14 protein-coding genes are annotated in these 12,577 nt (G+C 69.1%); 10 read left to right on the top strand and 4 right to left on the bottom strand.

Going from position 1 to position 12,577, the window contains the following annotated elements; genetic code table 11:
- Positions 1-20 precede the first annotated feature (20 nt).
- Positions 21-527, bottom strand: a complete 507-nt coding sequence (locus ABZ420_RS30115; RefSeq protein ID WP_357129739.1) for a DUF2505 domain-containing protein — start codon at positions 525-527, stop codon at positions 21-23.
- 39 nt (positions 528-566) lie between these two features.
- On the opposite strand from ABZ420_RS30115, the gene ABZ420_RS30110 reads away from it, so the two are divergent.
- From ABZ420_RS30110 to ABZ420_RS30085, 6 genes are all read left to right on the top strand, one after another.
- Positions 567-1,022: a DUF3592 domain-containing protein gene (locus ABZ420_RS30110; protein ID WP_357129736.1), complete on the top strand. Its 456-nt coding sequence runs from the start codon at positions 567-569 to the stop codon at positions 1,020-1,022.
- A gap of 88 nt (positions 1,023-1,110) precedes the next feature.
- A complete protein-coding gene (locus ABZ420_RS30105; protein WP_357129733.1) occupies positions 1,111-2,253 on the top strand; it encodes a glycosyltransferase family 1 protein in 1,143 nt (380 codons plus the stop codon).
- A 74-nt stretch (positions 2,254-2,327) separates the two neighbouring features.
- A complete protein-coding gene (locus ABZ420_RS30100) occupies positions 2,328-3,032 on the top strand; it encodes a demethylmenaquinone methyltransferase (protein ID WP_062968273.1) in 705 nt (234 codons plus the stop codon).
- A gap of 114 nt (positions 3,033-3,146) precedes the next feature.
- Complete coding sequence (locus ABZ420_RS30095) at positions 3,147-7,337, top strand: bifunctional nitrate reductase/sulfite reductase flavoprotein subunit alpha (protein ID WP_357129730.1); 4,191 nt, start codon at positions 3,147-3,149, stop codon at positions 7,335-7,337.
- A gap of 216 nt (positions 7,338-7,553) precedes the next feature.
- The gene (locus ABZ420_RS30090; RefSeq protein ID WP_357129727.1) at positions 7,554-8,024 is read left to right on the top strand and encodes a hypothetical protein; all 471 of its coding nucleotides are present in this window, start codon (positions 7,554-7,556) and stop codon (positions 8,022-8,024) included.
- A complete protein-coding gene (locus ABZ420_RS30085; protein ID WP_357129724.1) occupies positions 8,017-8,367 on the top strand; it encodes a hypothetical protein in 351 nt (116 codons plus the stop codon). The genes ABZ420_RS30090 and ABZ420_RS30085 overlap by 8 nt, the downstream gene beginning before the upstream one ends.
- Before the next feature lie 10 nt (positions 8,368-8,377).
- Here ABZ420_RS30085 and ABZ420_RS30080 read toward each other — a convergent pair whose 3' ends face one another.
- Positions 8,378-9,412 (bottom strand): aldo/keto reductase, encoded by a 1,035-nt coding sequence (locus ABZ420_RS30080; RefSeq protein WP_357129786.1) that lies wholly within the window; start codon positions 9,410-9,412, stop codon positions 8,378-8,380.
- A gap of 113 nt (positions 9,413-9,525) precedes the next feature.
- On the opposite strand from ABZ420_RS30080, the gene ABZ420_RS30075 reads away from it, so the two are divergent.
- Positions 9,526-10,155 (top strand): TetR/AcrR family transcriptional regulator, encoded by a 630-nt coding sequence (locus ABZ420_RS30075; protein ID WP_357129722.1) that lies wholly within the window; start codon positions 9,526-9,528, stop codon positions 10,153-10,155.
- Here the strand turns inward: ABZ420_RS30075 and ABZ420_RS30070 are convergent.
- Positions 10,152-10,754, bottom strand: a complete 603-nt coding sequence (locus ABZ420_RS30070) for a TIGR03086 family metal-binding protein (RefSeq protein WP_357129719.1) — start codon at positions 10,752-10,754, stop codon at positions 10,152-10,154. The two genes, ABZ420_RS30075 and ABZ420_RS30070, sit on opposite strands and share 4 nt — an antisense overlap.
- A 98-nt stretch (positions 10,755-10,852) precedes the next feature.
- On the bottom strand, positions 10,853-11,311 hold the full coding sequence (locus ABZ420_RS30065) for a MarR family transcriptional regulator (RefSeq protein WP_357129716.1): 459 nt from the start codon (positions 11,309-11,311) through the stop codon (positions 10,853-10,855).
- Between the two features lie 63 nt (positions 11,312-11,374).
- On the opposite strand from ABZ420_RS30065, the gene ABZ420_RS30060 reads away from it, so the two are divergent.
- The 3 genes from ABZ420_RS30060 (at position 11,375) to ABZ420_RS30050 (ending at position 12,576) form a co-directional block, all read left to right on the top strand.
- Positions 11,375-11,875: an SgcJ/EcaC family oxidoreductase gene (locus tag ABZ420_RS30060; protein WP_357129714.1), complete on the top strand. Its 501-nt coding sequence runs from the start codon at positions 11,375-11,377 to the stop codon at positions 11,873-11,875.
- Between the two features lie 94 nt (positions 11,876-11,969).
- Entirely contained in the window at positions 11,970-12,218 is a 249-nt protein-coding gene (locus ABZ420_RS30055; RefSeq protein ID WP_062968263.1) for a hypothetical protein, read from the top strand.
- A 130-nt stretch (positions 12,219-12,348) separates the two neighbouring features.
- Positions 12,349-12,576 carry a hypothetical protein gene (locus tag ABZ420_RS30050; RefSeq protein WP_062968262.1) on the top strand — a complete coding sequence of 76 codons (228 nt, stop codon included), beginning with the start codon at positions 12,349-12,351 and terminating at the stop codon, positions 12,574-12,576.
- The last annotated feature ends 1 nt before the right edge of the window (position 12,577 follow it).

Below are 12,577 nucleotides of genomic sequence, written 5' to 3'. Positions count from 1 at the left end.
CGCCGGGGCAACACCCGCGGTCAGGCGGTCGGCTTCGCCGACAGCCACTCCTCGATGAATTTGCGCTCGCTGTTGAGCACCCGATGGTGCAACTGCTCGGCGAGCGGCTCGATCGCGCCGCCGACCACGGGCACCTTCACCTGCACGGTGCCCGCGACCTCGATTTCGGATCCTTCCGCGGTGGAGCGGATCTCGTAGGAGCCGGACATCACGGTGTTGATGCCGCCCGTGGTGGCCTCGAAGGTGCCTTTGGCGACCTCACCGACCAGCGGCTGCCAGTTGTCGGTGCGGGAGAAGGTGAGTTCGCTCTTGAGTACCTTGCGGACCAGCCCGGGTACCTTGTCTTCGGCGGCCTTTTCGGTCATATGGATGCGAATGGTGCCCGCGCCGCCGGGATGCGACACCTCCAGCGTGGCGGTGGGCGCGTCGGCGAAACGGGCCCGCCAGACGTCATCGGTGGTGAGTGCCCGGTGGAGATCTTCGACCGGGACTGCGTACGGCACGGTGAAGCTGAATTTTCGGGACATGGCCGCCACCGTAGCCGAGCCGGTCGGTAGCCTGTGGCGGTGTCGGAAACCAGCCAGTCCAACGGGCGGCCGATCCGCCTGCGGCGGGCCGGGATCGGGGTGCTGATCGCCGCGACGGCGGTGAGCGTGCTCGTCGGGCTGCTGGTGCTCGCCGCCTGGCGCAACGACTATCTGATCAGCTCCGACAAGGGCAGCACCACGGCCGAGGTGCTCTCGGCGGGGCGGCTGCGCTCGGCGGTCATGTACGTCACACCGGACGGTGAGACACACAATCCGAAGGTCGGCGTCCTGTATCCGACGAACCTGACCGCGGGTGAGCGGATTCGCGTGGAATACAGCCGCAGCGATCCCGACCTGGTGCGGGTGGAAGGCCGGGACGTGCGCGTCGCCGTTCCGCCCGCGTTGTCGGTCATCGTGGTGGTGTGGCTGCTCGCGCTGCCCGCACTGTGGTTGCTGTCCCGCGTGAACAGGCGCGGCCCGACGCCGGTGGGTTGATCCGCGCGCCCCGATAGTTCGCCGGATCTTTCCGTGCGCTTCACTTCGGTGTGGCGGGGCGGCGCGGTGCACCGGTCAGGCTGGGAATGTGCGTGTAGCGATCGTCGCGGAGTCGTTTCTGCCGAATATGAACGGCGTCGTCAACTCCGTGCTGCGGGTGCTGGAGCACTTGGACCGGCACGGACACGACGCCCTGATCATCGCGCCCGACACACCGCGCGGGCAGCCTGCCGCGCCGCGGGAGTATCACCGTTTCCGGGTCCACCGAGTCCCCGCGGTCATGGTGCCGAGGATCAGCTCGCTGCCGGTCGGGCTGCCGCAGCCGGGCATCGTCTCGGCCATCGACGACTTCGACGCCGACGTGGTCCACCTGGCCTCCCCGTTCCTGCTCGGCGCGGGCGGACTGGGGGCGGCGCTGCGGCTGGACCTGCCGACCGTCGCGGTGTATCAGACCGACGTCGCGGGCTTCGCCAAGAGTTACGGGCTCGGGCTGACGAGCCGCGCCGCCTGGGCCTGGACCCGGCGCATCCACGAGGGAGCCACCCGCACGCTCGCGCCGTCCCGGGCGGCGGCGGAGGACTTGGCCCGGCACGGCGTCCCGCGCGTGCACCGGTGGGGGCGCGGCGTCGATATCGCGCGGTTCACGCCCGACGCCCGCTCCGCCGAGTTGCGCGACGCCTGGCTCGCCGGCCGTGACCGCCTGCTGGTGGGCTTCGTGGGGCGGCTCGCGCCGGAGAAGCACGTCGAGCGGCTCGCGGTGCTCGGTACCGACCCAGATGTCCAGCTGGTGATCGTCGGCGACGGGCCGGAACGCAGGCGGCTCGCCCGGCTGATGCCGACCGCGGTGTTCACCGGCGAACTCGGCGGCGACGAGCTGGCGCGGGCGTACGCCAGTCTCGACGTCATGGTGCACGCGGGCGAGCACGAGACGTTCTGCCAGGGCGTGCAGGAGGCGCTGGCGTCGGGCGTCCCGGTGATCGGCCCCGACGCGGGCGGGCCGCGCGACCTGATCGCCCACTGCCGGAACGGCTATCTGCTTCCGGTGGAACGTTTCGGCGAGTTGCTGCCCAGTGCCGTCGGGGCGTTGCACGATCCGCGGCTGCGGACCCGGTTCGCCGGGGCGGCCAGGAAGTCGGTGCTGTCGCGGACCTGGCCCGCCGTCTGTACCCAGCTGATGGGCCACTACGCCGAGGTGTCGGGCGCCCGGATCTCCTTGCCCCATACGGCCTGAACCGCGCTCCAGCGTGACGGAAGTATCCCCGCGCCACGCTCGGTTCGTAACAGACCGCGAGTTAGGGTCGTCGCGTGGCGAAAACGCAATCGAACCGGGCCTCCTTGGACAAGCAGCCGCACGAAGTCGCGGCGATGTTCGACGGCGTCGCCCGGCGATACGACCTGACCAACACCGTGATCTCCGCGGGGCAGGATCGCTACTGGCGCTGGGCGACCCGCAAGGCGCTGGCGCCCCGGCCGGGCGAGCGGCTGCTCGATCTCGCCGCGGGCACGGGCGTATCGACGCTGGAGCTGCAGAAGTCCGGCGCCTGGTGCCTCGCAGCCGACTTCTCCAAGGGCATGCTCAGCGCGGGCCGGTTCCGCGACGTGCCGATGGTGGCGGCCGACGCGATGGCGCTGCCGTTCGCCGACGACTCCTTCGACGCGGTGACCATCTCGTTCGGGCTGCGCAATGTGGCCGACACCGACCTCGCCCTGCGCGAGATGCTGCGGGTCACCAAGCCCGGCGGCAGGCTGGTGGTGTGCGAATTCTCCGCGCCGGTGCTCCCGGTATTCCGCACGGTGTACCTGGAGTATCTGATGAAAGCGCTGCCGAAGGTGGCGCGCGTGGTGAGCAGCAACCCCGACGCCTACGTCTACCTCGCCGAATCCATCACGGAGTGGCCCAATCAGCGCAGGTTGGCGATGCGGATCGCGGCGAACGGGTGGTCGTCGGTGAAGTGGCGCAATCTCACCGGGGGCGTCGTCGCCCTGCACCGGGCCTACAAACTCGGCTGAACCGGAGACCCCGGTCACACCTCACCGCCGGATTCGAGCACTGTGAGGTGGAATGTCACCTGGCGATAACGCGGGGTAAATCCCGCGCAATCGGCGGTCCGCATGATCGAAGGCATGTCCGACCCAGTGACCGGCCACAGCGACGGCACCGCCAGAACGGCGTGCTCGTACTGCGGCGTGGGCTGCGGAATCACCGTGACGACCGCCGCGGATGGGGCGGGGAAACCGGTGATCGCCAAGGTCAGCGGCGACAAGTTGCACCCGTCCAACGCGGGCAGGCTGTGCACCAAGGGCGCGACGCACGCGGAGCTGATGCGAGCCACCGGACGGATGGAGACCGCCTACCGGCGCTCGGAGCGCGGCCAGGTCCCGGTGCCCTTCCCCGTGGACGAGGCGGTGCACGAGGCGGCCACCCGATTGCGGGCGATCCTGGACGAGCACGGTCCCGACGCGATCGCGCTCTACGTTTCCGGGCAGATGTCGCTGGAGGCGCAGTACCTCGCCACCAAGCTCGCCAAGGGTTACCTGCGCACGGTGCACATCGAGGCGAACTCGCGGCTGTGCATGGCCAGCGCAGGGACCGGGTACAAGCAGTCGCTCGGCGCGGACGGACCGCCCGGCTCCTACGACGACTTCGAACACGCCGACCTGTTCTTCGTGATCGGCGCGAACATGGCCGACTGCCATCCCATCCTGTTCCTGCGGATGGCCGACCGGCTCAAGGCGGGCGCGCGGCTCATCGTGGTCGACCCGCGCCGCACCGAGACCGCCGCGCGTGCCGATCTCTTCCTGCAGATCGCCCCCGGCACGGATCTCGCACTGTTGAACGGGCTGCTGCACCTGCTGGTCGAGGGCGGCCACATCGACGAGGAGTTCATCGCCGAGCACACCGAGGGCTGGGCGGCGATGCCGGAGTTCCTGGCCGACTATCCGCCGCAGCGGGTGGCGGAGATCACCGGGCTGGCCGAGGCCGACATCCGCACCGCCGCCCAGTGGATCGGCGAAGCAGGCGAATGGATGTCGCTGTGGACGATGGGACTCAACCAGTCCACGCACGGCACCTGGAACACCAACGCACTGTGCAACCTGCACCTGGCCACGGGCGCCATCTGCCGTCCCGGCAGCGGGCCGTTCTCGCTCACCGGGCAGCCGAACGCGATGGGCGGCCGGGAGATGGGGTACATGGGCCCCGGCCTGCCCGGGCAGCGCAGCGTGCTCTCCGCCGAGGACCGCGCGTTCGTGGAGACCGTGTGGGACCTCGAGCCCGGCACGCTGCGCACCGAAGCCGGGCCCGGCACGGTGGAGATGTTCCGCGACCTGTCCGAAGGCACGATCAAAGCCGCCTGGATCATCTGCACCAATCCCGTCGCCACCGTGTCGAACCGCAAGACCGTGATCGCGGGCCTGGAAGCCGCCGAACTGGTGATCGCTCAGGACGCCTACACCGAGACCGCGACCAACGCCTACGCCGACCTGCTGCTTCCCGCCACGCTGTGGGCGGAAGCCGAGGGGGTGATGGTGAATTCCGAGCGCAACCTCACCCTGATGCGGCAGTCGGTCCCGCCCACCGGCGACGCGCGGCCGGACTGGCGGATCATCGCCGACATCGCCACCGCCATGGGGTTCCCCGGTTTCGGCTTCGCCTCCGGTGCGGAGATCTTCGAGGAGATCAAGCGCTTCGCGAATCCCGCGACCGGCTACGACCTGCGCGGCGTCAGCTACGAGGCGCTGCGTGACGGGCCGATGCAGTGGCCGTGCGCCGAGCCGGAGCGCAGGCGCAATCCGATCCGGTACCGCAACGACGGTGTCAGCCAGACGTTGTTCGTCGACGCCCACGGTCACCGGCCCCGGCTGGCCTTCGCCACACCGAGCCGCCGCGCGGTGTTCTGGCCGCGCCCGCACCTGCTGCCCGCGGAAATGCCGGACGACGACTACCCGTTCCTGCTCAACACCGGACGCCTGCAGCACCAGTGGCACACCATGACCAAGACCGGCAGGATCGGCAAGCTGACCAAGCTGACCGGCGCGCCGTTCGTCGAGGTGCACCCGGCCGACGCCGAACGCCTCGGTCTGCGCGAGGGCGACCAGCTCGAGATCGCCTCGCGCCGGGGTCGAGCGGTGCTTCCGGTCCAGGTCAGCGACCGTGTGCGGCCGGGCGATTGCTTCGCGCCGTTCCACTGGAACGACGAGCAGGGCGAATACCTGACCATCAACGCCGTCACCAACGACGCGGTCGATCCGGCCTCGCTGCAACCGGAGTTCAAGGCGTGCGCGGTGGCGCTGCGCAGGGTGGCCGTCGTGCCGCGGCCCGAGACGCCCGCCGCGCTGCCCGCCGCGGAGTCGGCGCATCCGCTGGCGGCCGTGCTCGGTCTCGACAGCGGCACCGCCCCCACGCTCAGCGAAACCGAGCGGATCTACCTCAGCGGATACCTGGCCGCGCTGCAAGCCCTTCCGGTGATCGGTCAGCCGGTGCTCCCGGACTCGGCGCCGATGTCCGGGCACAGCAGGCTGTGGGTCGACGGGTTGCTGGCGGGCATGTACTCACGCGGTGCGGCGGGCCCGGCGCCCGCGGTGGACGAGGGTGCGGCCGTCCGCGCGATCACCGTGCTGTGGGCCTCGCAGACCGGCACCGCGGAGGAATTCGCGGCCACCGTCTCGGCACACCTCGCCGGGCACGGCTTCACGCCACGACTACTGGACCTGGACTCCTGCGACCTCAGCACGCTTCAGGGTGACGTGCTGGTGGTCAGCAGCACGTTCGGCGACGGAGGGCCGCCGGACAACGGAGCCGATTTCTGGGATCGCCTGGCCGACACCGTCGTGCGGCTGACCGGTGTGCGCTACGCGGTGTTCGCCCTCGGCGACTCCTCCTATGACGACTTCTGCGGTTACGGTCGCAAACTCGACGAGAAATTCGCCGAACTCGGCGCGACCCGATTGCTTACGCGCGTCGACAGCGAACCCGACTACGAAGACGCGGCACAGCGCTGGCTCGACGACGTGCTCGCCGCGTTCGGCGCCGAGGAATCCGGGTCCCCCGCCGATCCGCCGGTGCGCGGCGCAGGCGGCACGGGCCGCGCCACGCCCCGGAGCGGTGGGGTCGCGACGCTGGAAATGCCGAGTGCCGCACCGGCGCTCGGGCGCACCCGCACCGCTTCCGCGCCGTTCACCCGCACCGCGCCGCTGCGTGCTCCGCTGCTGCGCAACGAGTTGCTGTCGACCGGAGGATCGACGAAAGAGGTGCGCCGCTTCGGGTTCGATCTGCGCGGCCTGGACGCCACCTACGAGGTGGGCGACTCCTTGGGCGTCTGGCCGGTGAACAGCGCCGCGCTGGTCACCGAATGGCTGGACGCCACCGGGCTGGACGGTCGGCGCGTGGTCGAGGTCGACGAGCGCGAACTCTCGCTGGCGGAGGCGCTGCGCACGCACTACGACATCACCAAGGTCGGTCAGGATCTGCTCGGCTTCCTCGCCGAGCACAACCACAGCGGCAAACTCGCCAAACTGCTGCGCCGCGACAACCGCAATGAACTGGCGAGTTACCTGTGGGACCGGCAGGCCGTGGACGTGCTGCGCGACTTCCCGATTCGAGCCGATCTGGTGGAGTGGCTCGGCACGCTGAAGAAGCTACAGCCGCGCCAGTATTCGATCTCGTCGAGTCCGCTGGTCAGCCCGGACGAGGTGGAGCTGACCGTCGGCATCGTGCGCTACGGCGATCCGGCCGCCACCGGTTCGGCGGCGCGGCGCGGCGGAGTGTGCTCGACCTTCCTCGCCGATCGGGCGGCCGCCGATTACACCGGCGCGGCGGTGCCGATCTTCCTGCAACGCGCACCGCACTTCCGTCCTCCGGCCGACCCGGCCGCACCGATGATCATGGTGGGCCCTGGCACCGGCATCGCGCCCTTCCGTGGGTTCCTGCACGAGCGCAGGGCCCTCGGCTGCACCGGGCGCAACTGGCTGTTCTTCGGCGATCAGCATGCGGCGCAGAACTTCTACTACCGCGCCGAACTGGAGGACATGTTCCGTTCCGGCTTCCTGACCCGCCTCGACCTGGCCTTCTCCAGGGACCAGCGGGAGCGGATCTACGTGCAGCACCGCATGATCGAACACGGCGCCGAGCTGTGGTCCTGGCTGCGCGATGGCGCCCACTTCTACGTCTGCGGCGACGCGAGCCGCATGGCCAAAGACGTCGACGAGGCCCTCCTGCGGATCGCGCGCATCCACGGCAAACTCGACGAGGACGGCGCACTGGCCTTCAAGAAGCAACTCGTCGCCGAAAAGCGCTACGTCCGCGACGTCTACTGACGATCCACGACAGCGATTCCACAGCTCTCGCATCTATCAGTGATTGCGATCACAGAGTGGAACCAGGCTGGGTCGAACGCCGTCGAATTCCGTGATCGAACCCGAAGTTTGGATGCAGCAGCAACGTCGAAAACCAGCCGTCGCCTACGCCGCTTCAGGTTCTGATCTGCACATCGCCCGATCCGAGGGCGTGTACGGGCACAACGAGGGGGTCTCATGAACAGTCGCGCTTCACTCACCGTTTTCGCCGCCGCTGTCGCCGTGGCGAGCTTCACCAATGCATCTGCGTTCGCTCCGGCCCACGCGGCACAGGTGTGGGGTGCCTGCGGGGTGTCGTCCAAGCAGGACAAGGTCGTCGCAAGCTACAGCAAAGCGACATTGAAGTGCGGCACCGACGGCTGGGGATTTCGCCACATCCAGGGGCGCCACCTGCAGGATTGGCAGAACCTCGCCGACATCGAACGGAAGAACTGGCGGGATATCGCCGATATCGCGATTGCCAAATCTCTCGACGCACCCGATCGGACCGCCGCGGCGGGAGGTGGCAAGACCTGTTACTCGGGTCAGATCTATCTGGTCAACCACGTCACTGGGCAGATCGCGAAGACAGTGGAGCCCACCGTTATCGTTGGCAGTGACGGAGCGATAATCACCGCTTACCCGGGAGGAAAGGCTTGCCGTGCATGAGCCGACCTACGAAGAGCTGACGGACTCCATTGTTCGAGCCGCGAACTGGGAAGGGCTCAAAGTTCGCATGAAGGACGGCATTCCGTACGTTGTCGAACGCGATGGCGCGGCGCTGACTCCTCCGGTCGCCATGCAGTTCACGCCGGACACACTGCGGCAGTACTACCGGAAGATCGCGGAGGATGCTCTGCGTGGCAGGCCCGAATCCCCTTGGGAGTGGTGGATGGACTTGATGTCCACCCACCTCGGGGAGGCGATGTACGACCTGGACCGCGTGGGCGGTCCGGCCGTGATCACCATCGGTGAGTTCGGCTTCACCGCGACGCCGACCCGAGCGGATTGACGGCCTCGGCTCACACCGCGGGTGGGTTCAGGCGGGTGAAGTCGGGGAGGCGGTAGTACGGGTAGTAGGGGTAGGGCGGGGTGGTGGCGCTTGCTTTGTCCAGGCGGGCGATCTGGTCGGCGTCGAGTTCCCAGCCGATCGCGCCGAGGTTCTGGCGTAGCTGCTCCTCGTTGCGGGCGCCGACGATGACGGTGGCGACGGTGGGGCGGCGCAGCAGCCAGTTGAGGGCGATCTGCGGCACCGTCTTGCCGGTTTCGGCGGCCAGCTCGTCGAGGATGTCGACCACGTCGTAGAGCTTCTCCTCGTCCACCGGCGGACCGGCCTCGGCGGTCCGGTGCAGGCGACTGCCTTCCGGAAGCGGTTGGCCGCGTCGGATCTTGCCGGTGAGCCTGCCCCAGCCGAGGGGACTCCAGACCACCGCGCCGACACCTTGGTCGCGGCCGAGCGGCATCAGTTCCCACTCGTAGTCCCGCCCGACCAGCGAGTAGTAGACCTGGTGCGCGACGTACCTGGTCAGTCCGTTGCGATCCGCCGCGGCAAGGGATTTCATCAGCTGCCAGCCCGCGAAGTTCGACGCGCCGACGTAGCGGATCTTGCCCGCGCGCACCAGATCGTCGAGGGCCGCGACGACTTCCTCCACCGGCGTGCCCGCGTCGAAGGCGTGCAACTGGAACAGATCGATGTAGTCCGTGCCCAGCCTGCGCAGCGACGCCTCCACCGCACCGATCAGCCTGGCCCGGCCGGAACCGGCGTCCGCCGGGCCGGGGCCGGTCGGCAGCGTCGCCTTGGTGGACAGCAGCACCCGATCACGCCTGCCCTGGACGGCCGCGCCCAGCACCTCCTCCGAGGCGCCGTCGGAGTAGACGTCGGCGGTGTCGAACATGTTCACGCCCGCGTCCAAGCTGATGTCGACCAGCCGCCGCGCCTGTTCGGCATCGGTGTCGCCCCACGCGCCGAACAGTTCACCCCGGCCGCCGAAAGTGCCCGCGCCGAAGCTCAAGGCGGGGACGTGGAGACCCGATGCGCCGAGCCGCCGGTACTCCATCTGCGTGTCGACCATCCGAACGTTCACCGGACCGCCCTCCTAAAGGGTCTATAGTTCCATTAACGCTTCGGACGGTACACCCGTTCGCCGATAAATGAAACTGGAGTGCCGTTATGGAGCCGGAAGAGGCCACACCCGGATCGGTTCGACCCGGTGGGCGGACCGCGCGGGTCCGCGCCGCCGTCTTGCGAGCGGCGGGCGACCTGCTGGCCGAACACGGGTTCGCCCACCTCGACCTCGGCGAGGTCGCGGCGCGCGCCGAGGTCGGCAAGACCACCGTCTACCGCCGCTGGCGCACGCCCACCGGCCTGATCGCCGACCTGCTGACCGACATGGCCGAGCAGTCGCTGCCGCACGCCGACACCGGCTCGCTACTCGGAGATCTCACCGCCAACGCCCGCTTGGTCGCGAAAACGCTGTCCGATCCCCGCCAAGGCGAGCTCTTCCGCGCCGTGATCGCCGCCGCCACCTGCGACGAGTCCGCCGCGACCGCTCTGCGCCGCTTCTACGACGTGCGGCTCACCGAGTGGTCGGCGTGCGTAGCGGCCGCCGTCGCGCGCGGCGAAGCGCCGGAGCGCACCGACGCACGCGCGGTGCTGTCCGCGGTGTCGGCCCCGCTCTACTACCGGCTGCTCGCCAGCGGCGACCCGATCGACGACGCCGCCGCGGATACCGCCGCGCACGCCGCGGTCGATGCCGTGATCGCCGGCACTTTCGTAACCCCCGCTCCGCCGCGCGGCTAGCCGAGCACCACTCCCCTGGCGTCCGCGGTCCACTCGGCGCGGCGACCGGTGTAAGCGAGCATTCGCGTCAAGGCCGGCGCATCGGGGGCGACCGGCACCACCGGTCCGAACAGACCGGGCACCCCTTCGGCCGGGGTCTCGCGCAGCATGTCCAGCAGGATCGCCAAATGCCCGTCGTCGCAGGCGAAGGGCTGCCCCGTGGCCTTCGCGAGATCCCAGCCGTGCACCACCACCTCGTCCAGGGCGATCCTGGCCATCACCGGGGCCGGTTCGCTCACTCTGCCCGCCTCGGTCACGCCATCCCAGGCCCCGGGCTCCCGCCATGCTGCCACCAGGGCATCGAGCTGGGCCGGAACGCGCTCGCGCCAATCCTCGGGCAACGCGCGATCCACCGGCGGAGTCGGCGCGACCGAGCCACCGACGGCCTCCTTGGTGGCCGCTCGACGAAACGCCTCGGTCAGATCGAGCACGTGCGCGAGCAGATCACGCACCGTGGTGCCGGCGCACGGCGTCGGCGCCGCGAGCTGGTCGTCGGTGATGCCGCCGACCACGGACGACAGCGCGACAGCGGCGGGTTCGAAATCGAATTCCGGATTCATCGAATCTCCTGAGCCGGGGACAGGTTCATCCATGCAGACGCCCCAGCCGGGCCGAACTCATCGGTCGAAGTCGAACACCGCAGGAAGTAGCGCTCCGGTCAGCTCCGCGATGCGATGCGGTCGGTCTGTGCGCGATGCACATCCAAGGCCGTGTGCAGGAAGTCGAGAATCAGCGAGAGCTGGTCGGGGTCGTAGCGACCGAGAGCCCGCGCACCCGCCCTGCCGACCGGCTCGAAGATCCGCTCCGCCACGTCGTGCGCGGCGGCAGTGGCGGTTACCAGCACACGGCGCCGATTGGCCGAATCCTGACCGCGTGTGACGAATCCCGCCCGCTCCAGTCGATCGATCACCGCGGTGGTGGCCGCGGGGCTGAGTCGCACCGCCGCACTCAATTCCCCCGCGGGCAGCGGGCCACGGCCGAGCACCACATCGAGGCAGCGAAGATCGGTGCGGTTCATGCCCAGGTGCGCGGCGACCGCCTCGTCGAAGACGTCGAAGCTCTGCTGGAGCAGTCGCAACTGCGTGCCGATGGCACCGATAAGGGTTTCTTTCGACATTCGAAACTTTCTGTTATCGTATCTTTCGTTCATCGAAATAATAACACGCACAAGGACGCTGCCATGCACGACACCGACATCGACGACGCCGAGATCCGCACGCTGTTCCGCGACCTCATGCAGGCCTGGACCGACAACGACGCCGAGGCCTACGCCGGCCATTTCACCGCCGACTCCGACTACGTGTCCTATGACGGCACCCGCGCGATCGGCCGAGCGGAGCACCAGCGCAATCACGACAAGCTCTTCCGAGGCGTGCTGGCAGGCTCCGCACTGGTCGGCGACCTGGAGTCGATTCGCTTCGTCACCCCGGACGTGGCGATCCTGCACGGCACGGCGTCGGTATTGATGCCGTGGCGATCGCGGCTACCCGAGCGCAGGCGATCGCGCCAGACGCTGGTGCTGGTACGCACCTCCGAGGGCTGGCGGATAACCGCGATCCACAATGGCCGGATCCGCCCGGTGACGGTTCCCGAACCGGATTCCTTTCCGGCCGGAATGTCGCGCCTCATGGGCCGCGCGGCACGCAGGGTCGGAGTCGGACCGCGCAGGCCCGCTCGGTAACCGCGCGGCGCCGGGCCGTCTCGACCGGCGCGCAAGGTACCGCCGTTACGCACTCGTAGCGGCGAAATGCGCTGGAAAAGCGGATAATTGGTAGATGAAGGGTGATCGGGTGGAGATCGTCGTCGACGTCGGCGACGGATCTCGCAGTTACGAGATCGCGGCTACTCGGGCGGGGCGGCGGGTCGAGGTCAGGATCGCGCGTGGCGTGGTCGAAGTCAGCGAAGTGACGCGATCGGGGACGGCGGTGCGGACCGCGCGGTTCATGGCCGGGCGCACGCTCGCACTGGTCGAGCACCCCGCCGATGCCACTGCGGCGCGGGTCGACGAAGAGCGACAACGCTGAGGCGAAAATGCTTGCCGTCCGTCCCGACCACGGGCATCCTCGATGCAGTCGGAGTCGATCGTCCGCCTCGATTGCGGCATCCCGCGACGGGTATGCCCATCGAGACGCCCTACGCGGAGAGGAGCGCACGATGTCAGATCCCCTTGCCGACGCGGTCCCGGAGGCGGATCTCGCCGAGCAGTCCGTCCCGGCGTATCCGGAGGAGCCGGTGGTCGCCGACGACCTGCCGGAGCAGGATGACGCCGTCGGACGGGCGATTCCCGAGCGCGACGTCTTGGAGGCGAATCCGGCGGATGTGCTCGAGCAGTCCATCGTGGTTCCGATGGACGACGACCCCGAGGACGAATTCGGCTTCTGAC

This window comes from Nocardia sp. NPDC005745, from assembly GCF_040630775.1.
Taxonomy (GTDB): domain Bacteria; phylum Actinomycetota; class Actinomycetes; order Mycobacteriales; family Mycobacteriaceae; genus Nocardia.
The sequence above is the reverse complement of the archived record's forward strand: the minus strand, read 5'-3'. Positions and strand labels throughout refer to the sequence as shown.